Genomic DNA, 18,600 nt, shown 5'->3' with positions numbered 1-18,600 from the left:
TACGCTGCCGACGTCAGTCGTCGGGCCTCTGACCAGCGCATTCACTCATCTCGTGCAGCATCGTGTCGCACCTCCTTCTTCTTCGTGTCCACGCTAATCACCGGGTCCCCGGCCGCCTGGTAGCCCTCGGCCTGTTCGTTGACATAGCGGAACTACGCGTCCCGATCTGGGTGTTGCTTGCCTTCAATGGTCTTGGCGTTGCCCTGCGGGCTGAAGCCCTTCTCTCGCAGCAGGTCGCCTGCGGTATCCGCGCTGGCCTGAGGTCCACCGCCCGCCTACGGCGCCCACCCACCCGACGGACCCGTCCCAACGGCGCCTCCCCGGACTCCAGTTCCGCTAATCCGCGCGAGACGGTGCCCTCACGCACCCCGGCCGCACGGGCGACAAGCCTGATCCCGCCGTGCCCCAGCGACCGCGCCTCTGCCCCTATGGTCAGCCGACGCTGGCGCTCGTCCAAGTGCGGGAACAACGCCTGGAACTTCGCCGTCAGCATCGAATCGGCCCCCTCCGGAATCCCCGTACCACAACAACGAGGCACGATCCCGGAAGCGACGGCGTGTTTCCCGGCAAGCCCTAACTTCGTGACATTGGTTCAACCGCGTGCTGGGGATGCTCTACTGCCTGACCCACCGCACTGGGTCCAGCGAAACCGCCGCCTTCCCTGCCCTTCAGAAACTCAACTTGCCTCAGTCGTTTGACAGTTCTTCCGCATCGGATGTCTTCATTTACGCGGTCGTAACCTCTGAAACACCTCAGATCTCTATAGGTTTGCCGCACGCCTCAGTCACAATCACAGGGCTTTGATCCCCCGGTCCAAGGCCGGGGCTATCCCTTCCCCCCTCACGAACGCGAGCCCTTCCATGAGCGACCTCAGTACGGCGTCCGGCGGGCCGTCCGCCGCCCCCGTGAATCCTCCCGGCGGGCCCCTGCCGGATCGCCAGCATGTGGACGCCGGTGACGCCGGGTACCACAAGGACCTCAAGTCGCGGCACATCACCATGATCGCCATCGGCGGGGCCATCGGGACCGGCCTGTTCCTCGGGGCCGGCGGCCGGATGGCCAGCGCGGGGCCGTCGCTGTTCATCGCGTACGCGGTCTGTGGCGTCATCGCATTCTTGGTGGTGCGCGCGCTCGGCGAGCTGGTGCTGTACCGGCCCTCCTCGGGCGCCTTCGTGTCCTACGCCCGGGAGTTCATGGGCGAGAAGGGCGCCTACACGGCGGGCTGGCTGTACTTCCTCAACTGGGCGACGACCGCCATGGCGGACATCACGGCGGCCGCCACCTACGCGCACTTCTGGGCGATGTTCAGCGACATCCCGCAGTGGGTGCTCGCGCTGATCGCCCTAGCCGTGGTGCTGGCGGCCAACCTGATCTCGGTGCGCTACTTCGGCGAGATGGAGTTCTGGTTCGCGATCATCAAGGTGGCCACCCTCGCTGTGTTCATGGTGGTCGGGATCGTCCTCGTCGTCACCCGGCACGACATCGGCGGCCACACCCCCGGCCTGGCGACCATCGGTGCGCACGGGGGACTGTTCCCCCACGGGGTGATGCCGATGTTGATGGTCATCCAGGGTGTCGTCTTCGCCTACGCAGCGCTGGAACTGTGCGGGGTGGCCGCGGGGGAGACCGAGAACCCCGAGAAGATCATGCCCAAGGCAATCAACTCGATCATCTGGCGGGTGGCGCTGTTCTACGTGGGCTCAGTCATCCTGCTGTCGCTACTGCTGCCCTACACCGCCTACGCCGCCGGGCAGAGCCCGTTCGTCACCGTCTTCGACAAGCTTGGCATCCCCGGGGCGGCCGGCGTGATGAACCTGGTAGTGCTGACCGCCGCCCTTTCCAGCCTCAACTCCGGCCTGTACTCCACCGGGCGCATCCTGCGGTCGATGTCTCTGTCCGGGTCGGCGCCGAAGTTCACCGGCGTGATGAATCGGGGCGGGGTTCCGTACGGGGGCATCCTCCTCACTGCCGGGTTCGGGGTGCTCGGGGTGATGCTCAACTACATCATGCCCGGCGAGGCCTTCGAACTGGTGCTGAACTTCGCCTCCATCGGAGTGCTCGGCACCTGGGCGATGATCATGGTGTGCTCGCTGCTGTTCTGGCGGGCGGCCCGCAACGGTCGGGTGCGGCGGCCGGGCTACCGGCTGCCCGGCGCCCCGTACACCCAACTGGTCACGCTGGCCTTTTTGGCCACGGTGGTCGTGCTGATGTGGCTGGACGGCGGCGTCTCCCGAACCACCGTGCTCTGCTTGCCGCTGCTCGGTGCCGCCCTGGTCGCTGGCTGGTACGCGGTACGCCGGCGGGTCGCCGAAGCTGCCGGGGAGCGGCCCAGGATCTGAACCCGCCGCCACGGGTTGCACGGCGCGGCCGGATCCCGGGCGCGCCTCTGTGCGTGTGCGGTCGCGGGGGCAGCGTTGTGCTGAGGTGCCCCCGGAGAGTGGACACCGGGGTTCATGCTGCGAGCGTGGGTTGCCCCGCCTGGAGTTGCAGCTCTTCGAACTCTGGTGGCGAGAGGTAGTTCAGGGCACTGTGACGTCTCCGCGTGTTGTAGATACGTGAGCCACTGGAACATCTCCAGACGTGCCTGACACCCATGCGTCACGTGGAGCGCCTGGTTATACGGAACGTGATCTCCGCAGACCTTTTCCTACCAGGGGCTTCACCCATGCCTGACGTCGAGTCACCATCGCATGGTCCGGCATCATTGCGCACCGCAACCGTCACCTTGCCGAGAAGACCTCATTGTCAGGGTGTCCACATCTCCAGGGTCGCCTCATTCCGGATGACCACTGTCCGACTGGACACGCGTCATGCTCGACCGCCGCCGCAAGACCGTTGTGGCCTGCGACTTTTGCCATGGCCGCATCCACGAGGTGCAAGCAGCCAGATCATTCACGCCGTAGTCACGGGAGAGCCGGCTGATCGGGAAACCGGCAGGTCCGGTTCGGCTCGGGGCCGCGCGGAAAAGGATCTGCCGCGGCGGACACCTAAGGGCTGGCTGTCTGTGCGACAGCTGTGAGCATCGTGGTGTGACGTCGGGGCCGGAGCCTGCCCCTCGTGCGACAACTGGCCTCAGTTGCCTTGGAGTAGATCTGTCGGCTTCGGTCCCCGGTTCCATATGACGTCAACCAGATCCGTGACGGAGCGAAAGTCGTCGCGGCAATTCACCGAGAGGTGGTCGTGATGGTCACGGACACGGCAGCCAGGGTGGAGCGCCACCTCGATGACTGGTACGGTCACGCTGGCGATTCCTTACGCGGCACGATGAAATTCATCCAGAAGAACCTGGGCGGCACCTTCAAGTGGCTGGAGGACGCGTACAAGTACCTCCTCCTCGACAGCGAACGGGTCGCACACGCTGAGGAGACACAGGCTGCTGCTTTCCTGTTCAACAAGTAGGCCCTCCGGGCAGCCACCCGGCGATCCGTACAGGGCACGCAGCCAAGGAGCCGTACCTGTTCGAGTCGGCGGCCTGGTGCTGGATGAAGAGCGGCGAAAGGGCTGCGGCGGGCCGCACGCGGGCGCCACGGCCAGGTGAATTCGCCGGAACCCACACGGAGTTGATTCCTCTTGGCGGCGTATACATGTCTCTTGGTACGCCGCTGTTCGTTCTCGAAAACCGGAGGTATACATGGCTAGCTTCGCCTTTCGCAGGGCGTTCCTCGTGCTCGTTTCAGCCGTCGCGCTGTTCACTTCCGCGATCACATCTGCCCCGGCCGCCCAGGCGGCCACTGTCCCTCTCGGGGTGAACGCGCCCTACCTGTACTTGGGATGGGGCAGCCCGCCGAACCCCACCAGCGTCATGACTGCCACAGGCACCAAGCAGTTCACCTTGGCGTTCCTCACATCCGATGGCACCTGCAGCCCCAAATGGGACGGCTATCGAAATCTGCTCGGAGGGCGGGAGGAGAGCGCGATCAAGAAAATCCGCGCTGCAGGCGGTGACGTGGTGGCCTCGTTCGGCGGGTGGAGCGGCCACAAGCTCGGTATCAAATGTAGGTCTGCCGCTGCCCTGGCAGGCGCATACCAAAAGGTGATCAACGCCTACAAGCTCAAGGCGATCGATGTCAATATCGAAAACACCGAGGATGATAGTGCCGCAGTGCGCCAGCGGATCGTCGACGCTTTGAAGAAGGTCAAGGCCGCCAACTCCGGAATCAAGATCTACGTCACGTTCAGCGGCACCGCTACCGGGCCCGTCACCCCCATCAAGGACCTGATCAAGCGGGCCGCCGCATCTCACCTCGTGGTGACCGGCTGGAACATCATGGCGTTCAACTTCCGCACCACTGACACCATGGGCACAGCCACCATCAAGTCCGCCGACGGCCTGAAGAAGACCGTCGCCACCGCGTACGGCCTGCCCTCCGCCGATGCCTACCGACGCATTGGCATCTCCACCATGAACGGCAAGACGGACCTGGCAGGGCAGAAGATCAGCGTGCGTGACTTCAACACCATGCTCGGTTACGCGAAACGGCACCACATCGCACGCTTCACATTCTGGTCGGTCAACCGTGACCGGTCCTGCGCCCCCGGGCTCGACGCCGACTCCTGCAGTGGGGTTAAGCAGTCGAAGTACGACTACACCAAGGTCGTGGCTCAGTACCGCGGCTGACACCCAGCTCCGTGGTATTCCCAGGTCGTGGCGGAGTTCCGCAACCTGCGTTCCGCGTAATGGGAGAGAGAGCCGGAGTCGGCACTCCGTGCCGCTCCGGCTCCGGGGTCACCGCGCGCTGCCGGGCGAGGCGGTGCAGCAACTGATGTCCCATCACCGTCAGCAGCTGCTGTCCGTGGGGGCCGCCCCAGAAGTGGACAATCACGCGGGGGGACCGGAGCGGTCGGGCCCGATCCGGCGGAATTCGAAAGTGTGCGCGTCAGATGCCGAAGGTACCGGACCTGCGCACGTGGTCATCGACGATGTCCCCCGTACCGGGCGACGTAGCGTTTGAGGCAGCGGACGATCTCGTGCTTGGACATGCCCTGCTTGGTGCGTCGCTCCAGGTAGGAGCGGATGCACTCATCGCAGCGTATGCCATGCCTGTCATGACGATGCGATAGAGGGCGGCGCTGGCCTGTCGGTTGCCGTCCGGGTCGAGGCGGTAATAGGTCTTTCCGGAGGACAGCTCAACCGGGCTCCGTGCCCGCGGCGGAGCTCACCCACCGGCGAGCGTTCCACCAGTGACCGGACCGGCCCGTCCGCACACAGCATCGCATCAGCCAACTCGAATAACCAACCACCAGTCCTCCGTCGGCGTTCGGTGATCACTACGCACCCGAGTCCGTCAGCGTCGGTTCCTGGGCCGCAGAGCCTCCACCGAGCCTGACGCCGCCGACTGCAACACCAACTCCTGACACGGAAGCGCGGCCAGTGAAACACCGTCCCGGTCGTTGCGGCTCCCATGGGTACCGCTGGAGTCCGAACCGCGTGTACCAGTGACACACACGACATACTGTGAGCTATGAAAAACATGTCTCGGTGCGTGCCGGCGGCGGCGCTCACGCTCGTCACCAGCCTGGTGGCGGGCTGTCTCGTTTCCTGCTCGACACCGGACGCCGCCCCACGTGCGGCGATACGCGTCAATCAGGCCGGTTACATGAGTGGGGAGAAGAAGTACGCCTTCGTGATGGGCGACCATGACGCCTTGGCCGGGGCAGGTTTCACGGTGGTTGACGAACGCGACCGCACCGTCCTCCGGGGCAGCCTCGGGCCGACGACCGGCCCCTGGAACGACGTGTACGACGCTGTGCACACCGTCGATCTCTCAAAGCTCACCCGCCCCGGTGCCTTCCAGTTGCGGCTCACCGGCTCGGCGAAGCAGCAATCCGCGCGATTCCGTGTGGGGTCGGCACGGGAGCTGCTGGATCCGCTGCGCGAGGACAGCATCCGCTTCTTCCATACCCAGCGCGACGGTCCGGACGTGCTGCCGGAGGAGACCGGGCGCGAGGCGGCCCACCTCACGGACGAGCGCGGCATCGTCTACGTGACTCCGCGCGATGCAGCAGATGGGGAGACGACAGACACCGCCCTGACCAAGGTCCCGGGCGATCCCGTCGACGTGGCGGGAGGCTGGTTCGACGCCGGTGACTACCTCAAGTTCACGCACACGGCTTCGTACGTGGTCGGTCAGATGCTGACCACTGTCCGTGACACCTCACCCGTACCCGGACTCACGGAAGAGGCGGAACACGGCCTGCGTTGGCTGGACAGGATGTGGGACGGCACGACCGGCACCCTGTACGCACAGGTGGGTCTCGGCAGCGGCGACGAAGACATCCGCGGCGATCACGACGCATGGCGTCTGCCGGAGGAGGACGACGACCTCATCGTGCGCCCTGGCGACCGCGACTACCTGCTGAAACATCGCCCCGTCTTCCGCGCCAACACACCGGGGGAGCGCATAAGTCCCAATCTGGCGGGCCGGGTCGCCGCCGCCTTCGCTCTCGCGGCGCAGACCGAGGCGGAGGAACGGCCGGACACCGCGCGCCGGTGGCTGGAGAAGGCCGCCGCCGTCTACGCACAAGCCGACACCCGTGCGCACCGTCCACTGGTCACCACGACGCCCCGCAGCTTCTACCAGGAGGACTCGTGGCAGGACGACATGGAATGGGCCGCAGCCGAACTCGCCCGCGCCGCAACGGACCTGGGTGATCCACGAGGCCCGCGATGGATGAGTGAGGCGGTCGGCTGGGCGGAGTCGTACATCCGCTCGGACTCGCTCGGCACCCTCGAAATCGCGGATGTCAGCGCCATGGCCCACGCCGATCTGCTGGCGACGGACAGTCTGGACAGTGAGTCGGCGTCCCGGCTGCGGGCTGATCTCCGGCGGCAGTTGGACGAGGGCGGGAAGATCGCCTCGCGCGATCCTTTCGGATCCGGCGTCGCCCTCACCGAGTTCGACGCCGTGCCGCACTCGCTGGGCCTACTGGCGACAGCGGAGCTTTACGCGCGCGTCACCGGCGATCACCGCTACGACGCCTTCGCGGCCCGGCAGCGCGGCTGGGTCTTCGGTGCCAACGCCTGGGGAACCAGCTTCGTCATTGGGGCGGGCGAGATCTATCCGCACTGTCCGCAGCACCAGATTGCCAACCTCGCCATGAGCCGGACCGGACGGGGAGACATCCTGCGGGGGGCCGTGGTCAACGGTCCCAACAGCGCGGAACAGCTGCGTGACGTGGAGACACCGGAGGATGCGCGGCACTGCTCCTATACTCCGCCCGGATCGATGTGGTCCGACTTCGACGGTCACGGTGCCGAATACCTCGACGACGTCGGAGCGTGGCAGACGGTCGAGTCGGCGGACGACTTCACCTCGACAGCGCTTTTCGCCCTCTCGCTCACGGCACGGAGGTCGTGAGCGCCGATCAGGCGAGTACGTGCAGGGACACATGTGCCTGTCTTCGTGCCTTGCTTCTGCAAGACGTCACGGCGACGGGAAACCAGGAAACCTCCTTTAAGAACGGTTAGCCTCGGTTCATGAAGGGCCCGTCAGCTTGCTGACGGACCCTTTGTGGTGTGGCTGGTGGTGGTTTTCGGGATCCGGGCAGGGAGACGGCCCGGCTGTAGCGTCGGGTTCCACAGTTCCGGTGGGGTTGTCCAGGCTCGGTTGAGTCTGCTGGTCAGCCGGGGTTCGGCACAATCCAGAGCCGGTCGAGGGCGTCGGTGATCACATCGGTCCAGGGCCAGGTGCGGGCGAGCCTGAGCCGACGGCGTCGGCCGGTGGTGACCAGCTGGCCGGCGGTGGAGAACAGCCGCAGACGGAGCTTTTTGGCCTCCCAGCGACGGGCGGCGCCGGTCAGCGCAAGCATCGGCATCCAGGCCAGCAGGTCCAGGGCAAGCGAAACGATCTCCGGCCAGAGCTGGTTCTGTGCGAAGACGTGCAGCGGCAGGTTGCGCAGGCGGGTCGCGCGGGCCGTTCGGACGCGGCTCTTGAAGCGGGACCGGCGGCGGTGCCGCAGCTCCAGCTCGGCCATCACACCCTCGGCGGTGTTGGTGGCCAAACAGGTCAGCCGGTTGCGGTCGACATCGGTGAAGCGCAACTGGGCTCCGCGGCAGGGCCGTTCCTTGCGGACGATCAGCCGCATGCCGGACGGCCAGCCCTTGAGAACATCCCCGGCGAGTTCGGCCACCCACGCACCGTCACGAACCCGACAGTCCGGCTCGATGGTCGGCGTGCACGCCGGCGCCGGGATCGTCAGCACAGCGTGGCGAACTGCGTCGGCGTTGGTCGTCCCGACGGAATACGACAGCCACCTCCCGTGCTTGGAGAGCCAGGTGCCGAACTCGCGGGTGTCGCCGCCGGAGTCGGTGCGGATCAGTGTCTGCCGCCCCGTCGCAACGGCTTCGGCAGCTGGGCCAGGGCGATCCCGGTAGCCTCGATGTGATCGGCAGCTGTGTTGGAGCCCGCGTCGCATCCGGTACGAGGAACTGTCCGCGGGGCGGGTGATCACGTCGCTGGTTCTGTCACCGCGCATACACGGGTCGGCGGGCGCGGTGCCGGTGGTGTCCTGGCGGCGCTCGTGGAGAGCGCGGCGTCCGCCGACGAGGCGCTGAACGCCGACGACTGGCGGTAGGCCGTCTGCGCCGAGACGCAGATGCACCACATGCGGCCGGTCGTCCCCAAGCCGCTGCACGTCTGTGCCGTGCCCATCCACTGCGGCTTCACGCAGCAGTTGTGGTCGGCGGAGGTCTTCGACGAGCGCAACCGCCTGGTGAGCTGTGCCACCGTCCAGCTGCTGAACGTCCCGGACCACGGGGCTCCGGTGCAGGAGACGGTGTCGGGGCCGATGCGGTGAGGGTATCCGCGCACGACGGGAGCCCGCCCCGGAACCGTCCCGGTGGCGGGCTCCTTCGCGCCGCCGCGGAGGCAGGGCGGGGGCACGACGGGCGGAAGGGGGCCGTGCGGCTGGCGCGATGCTCTCCACCACGAAGTCCCGGACATCGTCGCGGACCGCGCCGGCGTCCCACGCGGAGTGGTTGAGCAGACGTTGCACGCCGTCCGGGCGGAGCTGACCGACCTGCTCGGCCAGCGTCCACCCGTTCTTCTTCTCCAAGGGCGCCAGCAAGCCCGTCAGGTAGTCCAGAGCCCGGTCACGGGGCTCCGACCTGCCAAAATGCCGACCGAACCGGGCATGCAACCCGGCTATCCCCTCGGACCACGACTCGACCTGCTCAACCGTCAGCGATTTCTCACACAGTCACACCAACGACCAACAACACCGACGGTCACGCCACACGCGGTTGCAGTATTAGTACTGCAACCGCATGTGATGTGATGGGGCGTCGCGGTGGTCGTTGGACTGACTTTGTGGTGAATTGCGCATGGTCACGCAGATCGGTGACTGGCCAGAGGGGATAGCCGCGCTGCACGACCGGTTCGCCCACCGTTTTGGCAGGCCGGAGCACGCGTGAGCGAACGCAGACTATTTGAACAGGTTGCTTGCGCTGCTCGGGAAAAATGGGTGGGCGCTGGCCGAGCAGGCCGACCCGTCCGGGCCGGGACGTCGGGAGCGCGGCCAACACCTCATTCCCCGCTTGTCAGCAAGCGGGGGGGCTCAGCAGAAGCCGACTGGGGCGTAGATGGGTGGAACACCGCTTGTACACGGTGGTATTGGGATGTGCCTCGTGTCTTTGCGCGCTCCGCTGTCCGGGTGGCCGAGCGTCAAAGCTATTGCGTGAGTCTTCACTCCGGTGGATTACTGAATTCATCCAATCCGGTGGGCTGCCCATCTCTCCGGGGGAGTGCTAGTCGGCTTACCGGCTTATCTGGTCGGCGCGGTCAGCGGTAGCACCCTGGATAGCTGCGCCCTCTCGGGCAGCGTGCCCTCCTCACCGGCCGGGAGCGAGAGCGCATCCAACGCCCATTGCCGCACGGGGAAGCCATCCCGGCGGCACGGCAGCGGACTTCGCTCCCGAAGCCGCCTCTGGCTGCGGCCACCGGAGGCGAAGCAACGCTCCGGTCGCAGGACGAATTGCGGCCTCGCGGCGCAATCTGTGACCGGCGACGCCGCGCGACAGAGACCCACCCCCTGAATGCCACAGGGCGGTACCAGCGCGTCGTTTCTCACCCATCGAAGTCAAAGAACGGAGACAGCCATGCCTATTTCCCCCAACCAGGGATCCACCGGCGGTGGGACCACGGTCACCATCACCGGTACCAACCTCAGTGGTGCCACTGCCGTGCACTTCGGCTCCAAGCTGGCCACCATCACGGCCAACACGGCGACCTCGGTCACCGTCACCTCGCCCTCCGGTAGCGGCACGGTCCCGGTGACGGTGACCACCCCCGGCGGTACCAGCAACCCGCTGTCGTTCTTCTACGTCGGGGCGCCGTTCAAGTCCGGCCTGAGCCCCGTCTCCGGCGTCACCGCGGGCGGCAACACCGTCACCATCAACGGCACCGGCCTGTCCACCGCCACCGCCGTGCACTTCGGGACTGTCTCCGCGACCCCGACCGTGGTCAGTGACAGCCAGCTGACCGTCACCGTGCCCGCGGGCACGGCGGCCGGACCAGTCGGTGTCAGCGTCACCACCGCGGGTGGCACCAACAACGGCCTGTCCTACACCTACGTCGATGCTCCCAGCATCGGCACCCCGACCCCCGCCGCGGGCCCGGTCTCCGGGGGCACCGCGGTGACCATCCCCGGCACCAACTTCACCACCACCCAGTCGGTCACCTTCGGAGGCGTGGCCGCGCAGTTCAGCGTCATCAACGACACCACCATCTCCGCGGTCACCCCGCCGGGAACCGTCGGTGCCGTGGATGTCACCGTCACCACCACCGGGGGCAGCGCCACCGCCACCGGCGGCTTCACCTACGCCGCAGGACCGGGCATCTGACCCGCTCCGTCCGGGGCTGCTGACGACAGGGTTCTCGCGTCAGCAACGCGGCCCCTGCCCCGGCAGCCCTGGTAACCCCCTGGACGAGTCCCGGCCGTGCACCCCCTCATGCCGCCGGCCGGGGCTCTCTCCAGCCCGCCGACCGCTTCCACCGAGCTGCTCCTGGCCGCAGCCGTGCCCGCGGCCGGTTCCGTCTCACCTACACCCGCGTTCCGCCGCCCATCATCGGATGCCATGCCGAGCACGCCCCACGCAACGCGCCCAGGGAGGAACACGGCTCCCTTGTACAGCAGTTCAGGGGCCCCGCAGATACGCAGCCGCTGTTCTCCGGCCGCGGGGCGGATGGCCCCCATTCAGTGTCCCCGACCAGACCTCGATGAGGCAGGTGCATCATGGACGAATCAAAGACCCCAACCGTAGAACGACCGGTCCTGACAGCCGTATCGCCGACCGTCCCGACCCCCCGTGCCGTGTACACGGTACCGGTGGGAATCAAGCCGCTGGGGGTGGGAATGGGACCCCTTGGACTGCACGCCTACGTGACCAACAGCGGCTCCGGAACAACCAACGTGGTAGATATCGGACAACTGGTCGTCAGTACCGCCTTGGCCCCGTACAACTCCCCCTCCGGGGTGGGGGTCAGCCCGGACAGCACCCTCATCTATGTGGCCGAGAACGGCGAGAACGCTCTCAGCACCGCACAGCAGGAGACACTGACCGTCATCTCCAAGATCGAGGTGGGAAGCGCTCCCTTCGGGATCGCCGTGAGCCCCGCCGGGATCCACGTATACGCCGCCGACCAGGGATCGGCCACTCTCACCGTGGTCGACACGGTCAACAACACCATCCTTGCGACCGTGCCGGTCGGTTCCAGCCCCACCGGGGTCGCGGTCTCCCCCACCGGAGGGGAGGTGTACGTGACGAACCAGGGCGACAACACCCTCAGCGTGATCAACACCACCACCTTCACCGTGGTGGCAACCATCCCCGGCCTGTCCACACCCGTCGGCGTCGCAGCCAGCCCGGACAGCCTCCACCTCTACGTGGCCAACAGCGGCGCGAACACCGTCAGCGTCATCGACACCGCCAGCCGGACGATCACCGCCACCATCGCCGTGGGCACCGCCCCCTGGGGAATGGCGGTCCGCCCAGACAGCAGCGAGGTGGTGGTGAGCAACAACGGCTCCGACACCGTCAGCATCATCGATGCCACCACCAACATGGTCACCGACACCATCGCCGTCGGCCACCAGCCCGCCGGAATCGCCGTCACCCCCAACGGGCTGGCCGCCTTCGTGGCCAACTCCGGATCCAACACCGTCAGCGTCATCCAAACCCTGTACCACATGGCTCCCACTCTGGGCCCCCAGTCCGGCGCAACCAAGGTCACGATCACCGGCACCAATCTGGCCGGGGTCACCTCGGTGCAATTCGGCACCAGCTCTGCCCCCGTCATCGCCAACACCCCCAACCAGGTCGTCGCGGCATCCCCACCCGGCTCCGGCATCGCCCAGGTCACCGTCACCACTTCGGGAGGCACCAGCAACCCCAAACCCTTCCAGTACTACCCCAGCGGGAACGCCTCCTCCCTCAGCCCCGCCGCCGGTCCGACAGCCGGCAGGAACATCATCACCATCAACGGTGCCCAACTGGCCACCGCCACCCAAGTACTGTTCGGCACGCTGCTGGCCGTGCCCCAAGTCGTCTCCGACCAGCAGCTGACCGTCGACGTCCCACCGACCGTCGCGCCCGGCACCGTTCCTGTCACCGTCATCACCGCAGGCGGAATCACCACCGCAACGCTCGCCTACACCTATGTCGACCCACCGGTGTTCGGCGGCCTGAGCACCACGAGCGGCCCGGTCGCCGGCGGGAACGTCATCGACCTCACCGGCAAGAACCTGACGACCGCTACCGCCGTCGCCTTCAACGGCGTCATCGCCCAGTTCAGCATCGGATCCGATACCGTCCTGGCTGCCATCGTTCCACCCGGCTCAGCCCCCGGTCCCGTCGACGTCACTGTCACCACCGCGGGCGGCTCCGCCACACTCCCCGGTGCCTACACCTACACCTGACGAGCCGGGCCTATCAGGACCGTAACCGTGTCGGCGCGCGACCGTCGGCATTCTTGGTCGTTGGTGTAACTGTGTGAGAAATCGCTGACGGTTGAGCAGTCTGAAGTGGATGCTGCAACGTGCCATCGACGCGGCCGTGCCGTTCGCCTGGGTCACTGCGGATGAGGCATACGGGCAGGTCAAACACTTCCGCGTGTGGCTGGAGGAACGGCAGGTGGCGCATGTGCTGGCTACCAAGGTCAACGACACGGTGATTACCGTGAATGGCCGGGACGCCCGCGTCGACGAGCTGATCGCCGGTGCCCCCAAGCAGGTATGGAAGCGGATTTCGGCAGGGGCCGGGGCCCACGGCCAGCGGTTCTATGACTGGGCGCGGGTGGCGATCCGGCCGTACTGGAGGGACGGGTACGGGCACTGGGTCCTCGCCCGCCGCAGCCTTACCGACCCCACCGAGATCTCCTACTACGAGGAGTGCTTCCAGATCGCGAAGGGCGAGTGCGGGCTCGACCACTACCAGGTACGGCTGTACCGGGCGTGGTATCGGCACATCACCCTGGCGATGGCCGCCTTGGCATTCCTGACGGCCATCCGCGCCCAAGAAGCCATAAAAGGGGCGGACTTGACGACGAACACGACCTCATACCCCTCAGCGTCCCGGAGATCCGCCGCATGATCGGGCACGTCGCTACCACGCCCCGCTGCCTTACCAACGAACATCACCTGCACTGGTCACGCTTCAGACGCCGCAGCCAAGCCCGAGCCCGGCACTGCCACTACCAACGCCGCGGCCACATTCTCCAGATGCGATTGCAGTATTAGGGCGGGGCCTGGAGTGTCAGGGGCTGCTCATGAACATGTTGATGTTGATGGTGGCTTTGTAGGTGGTCCGGTCGATGGCGGGTCCGCGTGCGTTGAATTTGGAGATCGCGCGTTTGACGATGCGGTCTTTGGTGCGGACCCGCCGGGTGGGTAGGGGCTGGGCCAGGACATGACGGCCGATGGTGCCGACGAGGTCGATGTCCGCGCTGGTGGTGACGCCAGCGGCCAGGACGAGCTGGTCTCGGGCGGCGGCGAGGGCGGTGCAGCCTGGTCCAACAGCGGAGCTCCTGTGGTGAGGACGTCTTGGAGTGGCAGACCTCTTCTACAGCAGCTCCGCTGCCTCGTGCACCAGCCTTGACCCACGACCTTCACGGCCTGACTGAACGGCGTTGCTCCTTGCAGTCGGTGCAGTCCCGGCCGGCGAGCCAGCAGGCGAATCCGGCCCGTCGGGCGGCGGGAGGGCTGGACAGGCCATGGACGACCTGGTGGGAGCAGGAGTACTCGACGGTCCACTGCGTACGGACTGGCATATACAAATACCCTCAAAGCGGTTAAAGGGTGATTGAGTTGAGGCCTGATCAGGGGTCTTGTGCCGGCCCCGGGGCGGGCGGCGGTGCCGGCCGCGCCGGGAAAGGTGTCCGGCGGGGCCGAGGTGCGGGCGCCAGCCCCGGGGCGGGCGGCGGTGCCGGCCGCGCCGGGAAAGGTGTCCGGCGGGGCCGAGGTGCGGGCGCGCGGCAAGCAGGACGGTGAGCGCGAACGCAGCGCCGGCGGCGGGGAGTGCGGCACTGACGAGGGGCTGCTCGGCGAGGCGTCCGGCGAGGGCGGTGCCGGCGGACTGCCCAGCGCCGATCGACAGGATCAGCCACGCGTACGCCTCGCTGGTGCGGCCCGTGGGGGTGAGGGCCTCGGTGATCACGTAGGCGCAGGCGACCACGACAGTGAGGAAGGCCCCGGGCGCGATGACCGCGGCGGTAGCCGCGTACGGGCCCAAGAGGGCAAGGAGCGGGAACCACCCGGCCGTGAACGCGGCACTGGCAGTGATCAGTCGGCCCGTGGTGGTGCCGGTCCAAGTGCGGCGCCCGTAGATGAGGCCGCCTAGAAAGCTGCCGGTCGAGAACGCGGCGGGGATGATCCCCGAGAGCATGTCCTGGCCGTGGTGCTCAGCCATGGCGATCGACCACACGTTCAGGGCCCCGATCGCGAACCCGATGCCGGTGAGGGAGACGAACAGCAGCACCAGGCCGGGGTTGGCCAGTCGGCGTACCGGTCCGGCCTCCGCGCCTGCGGCCGGTGTCGGGCGCCAGCGCCGGGAGGGCGGCGCGAGGGCAACGGCGGCGGTGCCGGCCAGGCCGAGGGCAGCGGTGACGGCGAGCGCGAGGGACGCGCTGTACGCGGAGGTGAGCACGGCGGCCAGCAGCGGGCCAACGATGTAGAGCAGCCCCTGCGTGCCGTTGTCGAGGGCGAGCGCGGCGTGCCGCAGCCGTGGGTCGGGCAGCACGCTCGGCCACAGCGCCCGGAGCCCGGCCTCCAGGGGCGGCGTGGTCAGGCCAGTGGCGATGACGATCACCGTGACGAGGGCCGGCGCACCATACGGGCCCGCCACCGGCAGGGCCACCAGGAGTACCGAGTTGAACAGGGCGGCCGGGAGCTGCACGGCGGTCTGTCCATGGCGGTCCATCAGGCGTCCCTTGACCGGCTGTGCCAGCGCGGAGGACAGCCCGTACAGGGCGCTGAGCAGCCCGCCGAAGGCGATGCTGCCTCCGGTCGCGGTGGCCCACAGCAGGATGGCGACGGGCGCCATGCCGTTAGGGAGGCGGCCGATGAAGGTGCCGCCGAGCAGGCGGGCCACGTACGAGCTTCCCAGCACCGCGCCATAGGTGATGCGCGGTGCCGGAGCCGGGGGTGCGGTCAGGGACAACGGGTGCTTTCTCTCGGATGACGGTGCCCAGCGGCAACGCCCGGGCGTGACGGTCTTGCGTCAAGGCCGGTGAACGAGCAGCAGAGCTGTGACAGGCGGCGATGACGCGCTCGCGGGCCTCGGGCGGAGGGTCGATGGTCACCGCCGTGGACCAGTCGACGTCTTCGACGACCACCCAGCCCCCGGCCGGGCCGCGGCCGCCATGGACCGCTCCCATCTCGGCCGGTTCGGGGAGATGCTCAAGGAGCAGCCGGGAGTGCACGAAGTCGAACCGGCCCTCGGGCAGCGGCTCGGCCCTCACGTTCATGGTGCGTACGGTGATCGGACCGCCGGCCAGCAGTTCCAGGAAGCGGGTGTCGGCGTCGATCGCCAGCGCCTCGCCCTCGGGCCCGACCGTTCGGCGAGCATCCGCACGACGCTGCCGCTGCCCGCTCCGAGGTCCACGCAGCGCCAGCCGGTACCAACGCCCAGTCGGTCGCAGATCTCGGCGGTGCCCACGTTGTAGAAGACAGCCAGGTTTTCCAGGCGCTCGCGCTCGTCGGCTCACGAGGGGTCGATGATGGAAAACGCGCCTCCGAAGTCCGCGCGACACCATGTTCCGGTGCAACGGATGGTTGGGATGCAACTACAGCCTCCGGCGGATTTCTTCACGGTGGCCGGAGATCACCGGGTTGCCAAGACACTAGATATGCCGAAGGTATGACCGAGTGCAACTGCCGATAGGTTCCTTCTCGCCTGTCCTTCCCTTCGGCAACAGCGGCTTGACGCCGCCTCAGCCGCTCGGCCCAAGCAGTATTTCCGCAGGCCAGCTCGGCAAACTTGAACGGCCTGCCCACTCGAACGAGAACCCGCAGCGTGACTCTGAGCCTTCAGCTCGTCTTTAGGATCGCTTCAGAAATCCACTTCGGCATTGACACAAACAGCACTTCGGTCCTTTTCTTAATCCGTATCCACCTCGTGGATGACGGCTCCGCGAAAACCCTTCTACTGCTTTCCGGAAGGCACGTCTTGCGATCGAACGGATTTCCGTTTGGGTCACGGCCGGTAGCGTTCCGGTACCGGCTGGTTCATATGGCCGGCCGTCTCAGCGGACCGCCGTCAACGCACGCATCCGTCAGGGGCCCGGCGCCGGTGACGCGTGACCACCAACCCGGCTCACGGCTCCCCGCCCCGAACCGGCACCCCATCCGCCGCCCCCTCACAAGAATCCCGGAGAACGCGCACCATGGACATCACCCCGTAGGCAGGCAAGAAACTGGGTGTCACCGTCGAGGGCTTCGACCACACCACCGCGTCGGAGTCGGATGTCCAGGAACTCACACAGGCCGTGTACACCAGCAAGATCGCAGTCCTGAAGAACCAGTACCTGTCGACGGATTCCATACCTTGAGTTGAGCAAGCGACTGGGCCGGCCCGAGCGCTACTAGGAGCCGATTACCCTGTGCAGCTCCACCGGGCGATAGATGTCTCACCGTCGAGATTGGCATCATGACGCGTCTGCGGCACCCAACTGGACTGTGTTCACGGGCTTTCCGCCCATACGGTAGCCCGACCGGCTGAGCAAGTGGCTCCGCGCACTTCAAGCCATGGTGTGGGCTCGGATGACTACGCATCAGGATGAGGGCGAACCCCGCCGTCATGAAGTTCTCACTCGCCGCGACACGCACATGGAGGAATCCGTGACACGACGAAAAGGTTTGAAGTCCCGCCGCCCTTGGCTGGCGGCCCTGATCGGTGGCGCCCTCGCCGGTGGAACCCTGCTGGCCTGGCCCGTCCACGCCATGCCCGCGGGCACCACCAACGCACCGCCAGCCGTCACGACCGCCTCAAAGAGCCCCAAGACCCTGCGATGGTCGGCCGATCCGCGCAAGGGCATTCGGGAGTTCTCGTCCGTTCAGTGCGACGCCAAGACCTTCGGCACGACGACCGACCGGAGTAAGGGGCGGGTGTGGCAGGTCAGACAACCGGCCCACCTGGAGCGCTGCGAAGGCGTCGGGCCCACGGTGACTGCGGGCAGCACCTACTATCTCGGCTGGTCGTCGAAGTTCCACATCACCGACTCGACAAGTCGCTACCTCTTCCAGTTGAAGTGCAGTCCGAGCGTTGGAACCGCCAACCACCCCATCGTGCTGGTGGTGACCCACGGCCACATCGAACTCCAGGAGTGGACCCACAAGCACAAGAAGGTGGTTCTCTGGCGCACCAAAGCTGTCAACGACCGGTGGAACAGCTACGTGCTGAAGGTCTACGGGCATCGCACCAAGGGCACAATCCGGTTCTGGTTCAACGGTGCGCCCCAGAAGCTCAGCAACGGCTCGTACACCTTCACCGGAACCACCTACGACGGAACCAGGGACTACCTCAAATGGGGCATCTACCACACGGCGCCGGCCACCGCCACCCATTGGCTCAGCACCATCAAAATGGGCACCTCCCTCGCTGATGTGAAGAGCTGAGCCACTGGTGGACACCGGCTGGCTAACGACCTTGGGTGAAATTGGGGTCGGGGCGTGTTGGCCTGGTGGTTCGGCTGGTGGTGATCAGCAGACGGTGTTGTGGGCGAGGACGAGTTCGGTGTTCGTCCGGCGGCGGGTCGGGCGTCGTGCGGAGCGGTCGGAGACCAGCGAGGCGATCGCGAGGTGGGTCTCGGCGTAGGTCTCGCGTCGGCCGGTGTACCGCTGGAGGGGCCGCCACTGCTTGTACTCGGCGTTGGTGTGCTCCACGCAGATCCGCGCCGAGGACTGGCGGCGGCGCATCTCGCGCCAGGCCCGCTTGTCCCCGCCGCAGGCGTCCGCGGCCGGCTTCTTCGGAGGGGCGCTGACCTGGCCGGGGAACTCCTTGGCCAGGCCCTGGTATCCCGAGTCGACCTCGGCCTTCACTCCCGGGTGCCGGCGGAGCTGGTCCGCAATGCCCTCGGTGCGCAGGGCGGTCTGGTCGTGCATCCGGCC

The 18,600-nt window shown here is 67.0% G+C and carries 11 protein-coding genes and 5 pseudogenes; 11 read left to right on the top strand and 5 right to left on the bottom strand.

Annotated elements, in window-relative coordinates; genetic code table 11:
* Positions 1-68: 68 nt before the first annotated feature.
* Positions 69-493, bottom strand: a pseudogene (locus tag ABZ826_RS36735) (ISAzo13 family transposase); the annotation flags it as partial.
* 367 nt (positions 494-860) lie between these two features.
* Here ABZ826_RS36735 and ABZ826_RS36730 point away from each other — a divergent pair.
* The 5 genes from ABZ826_RS36730 to ABZ826_RS36710 all read left to right on the top strand — a co-directional run bounded on the left by ABZ826_RS36730 (position 861) and on the right by ABZ826_RS36710 (position 7,358).
* A complete protein-coding gene (locus tag ABZ826_RS36730) occupies positions 861-2,339 on the top strand; it encodes an amino acid permease (RefSeq protein ID WP_361458556.1) in 1,479 nt (492 codons plus the stop codon).
* 450 nt (positions 2,340-2,789) lie between these two features.
* On the top strand, positions 2,790-2,903 hold the full coding sequence (locus ABZ826_RS36725; protein WP_361458558.1) for a hypothetical protein: 114 nt from the start codon (positions 2,790-2,792) through the stop codon (positions 2,901-2,903).
* 361 nt (positions 2,904-3,264) lie between these two features.
* Positions 3,265-3,399 (top strand): hypothetical protein, encoded by a 135-nt coding sequence (locus tag ABZ826_RS36720; RefSeq protein ID WP_361458554.1) that lies wholly within the window; start codon positions 3,265-3,267, stop codon positions 3,397-3,399.
* 232 nt (positions 3,400-3,631) lie between these two features.
* The gene (locus tag ABZ826_RS36715) at positions 3,632-4,618 is read left to right on the top strand and encodes a chitinase (protein ID WP_361458552.1); all 987 of its coding nucleotides are present in this window, start codon (positions 3,632-3,634) and stop codon (positions 4,616-4,618) included.
* A gap of 844 nt (positions 4,619-5,462) precedes the next feature.
* The gene (locus ABZ826_RS36710; protein WP_361458551.1) at positions 5,463-7,358 is read left to right on the top strand and encodes a glycoside hydrolase family 9 protein; all 1,896 of its coding nucleotides are present in this window, start codon (positions 5,463-5,465) and stop codon (positions 7,356-7,358) included.
* 262 nt (positions 7,359-7,620) lie between these two features.
* Here the strand turns inward: ABZ826_RS36710 and ABZ826_RS36705 are convergent.
* A pseudogene (locus ABZ826_RS36705) lies at positions 7,621-8,429 on the bottom strand (transposase); the annotation flags it as partial.
* Positions 8,430-8,589: 160 nt separating this feature from the next.
* On the opposite strand from ABZ826_RS36705, the pseudogene ABZ826_RS36700 reads away from it, so the two are divergent.
* A pseudogene (locus ABZ826_RS36700) lies at positions 8,590-8,796 on the top strand (hypothetical protein); the annotation flags it as partial.
* Between the two features lie 117 nt (positions 8,797-8,913).
* On the opposite strand, the pseudogene ABZ826_RS36695 reads toward ABZ826_RS36700, so the two are convergent.
* Positions 8,914-9,147, bottom strand: a pseudogene (locus ABZ826_RS36695) (transposase); the annotation flags it as partial.
* A gap of 949 nt (positions 9,148-10,096) precedes the next feature.
* Here ABZ826_RS36695 and ABZ826_RS36690 point away from each other — a divergent pair.
* From ABZ826_RS36690 to ABZ826_RS36680, 3 genes and pseudogenes are all read left to right on the top strand, one after another.
* Positions 10,097-10,840 (top strand): IPT/TIG domain-containing protein, encoded by a 744-nt coding sequence (locus ABZ826_RS36690; protein WP_361458549.1) that lies wholly within the window; start codon positions 10,097-10,099, stop codon positions 10,838-10,840.
* A 512-nt stretch (positions 10,841-11,352) separates the two neighbouring features.
* Entirely contained in the window at positions 11,353-12,915 is a 1,563-nt protein-coding gene (locus ABZ826_RS36685; RefSeq protein WP_361458547.1) for an IPT/TIG domain-containing protein, read from the top strand.
* Between the two features lie 103 nt (positions 12,916-13,018).
* Positions 13,019-13,588: pseudogene (locus ABZ826_RS36680) on the top strand (IS701 family transposase); the annotation flags it as partial.
* A 468-nt stretch (positions 13,589-14,056) separates the two neighbouring features.
* Here ABZ826_RS36680 and ABZ826_RS36675 read toward each other — a convergent pair.
* Positions 14,057-15,652 carry an MFS transporter gene (locus ABZ826_RS36675; RefSeq protein WP_361458545.1) on the bottom strand — a complete coding sequence of 532 codons (1,596 nt, stop codon included), beginning with the start codon at positions 15,650-15,652 and terminating at the stop codon, positions 14,057-14,059.
* An 88-nt stretch (positions 15,653-15,740) separates the two neighbouring features.
* Here ABZ826_RS36675 and ABZ826_RS36670 point away from each other — a divergent pair, with 88 nt between their 5' ends.
* Both ABZ826_RS36670 and ABZ826_RS36665 read left to right on the top strand, forming a co-directional pair.
* A complete protein-coding gene (locus ABZ826_RS36670) occupies positions 15,741-16,157 on the top strand; it encodes a hypothetical protein (RefSeq protein WP_361458543.1) in 417 nt (138 codons plus the stop codon).
* A 1,174-nt stretch (positions 16,158-17,331) separates the two neighbouring features.
* The gene (locus ABZ826_RS36665; protein ID WP_361458541.1) at positions 17,332-18,108 is read left to right on the top strand and encodes a heparin lyase I family protein; all 777 of its coding nucleotides are present in this window, start codon (positions 17,332-17,334) and stop codon (positions 18,106-18,108) included.
* Positions 18,109-18,192: 84 nt separating this feature from the next.
* Here ABZ826_RS36665 and ABZ826_RS36660 read toward each other — a convergent pair.
* Positions 18,193-18,600 (bottom strand): transposase family protein (locus tag ABZ826_RS36660; RefSeq protein WP_361458539.1); only part of this gene is annotated, 408 nt, incomplete at its 5' end.

The organism is Streptomyces sp. NPDC047515 (genome assembly GCF_040643055.1).
Lineage (GTDB): Bacteria > Actinomycetota > Actinomycetes > Streptomycetales > Streptomycetaceae > Streptomyces.
This window is presented reverse-complemented; position numbering and strand designations above follow the sequence as displayed.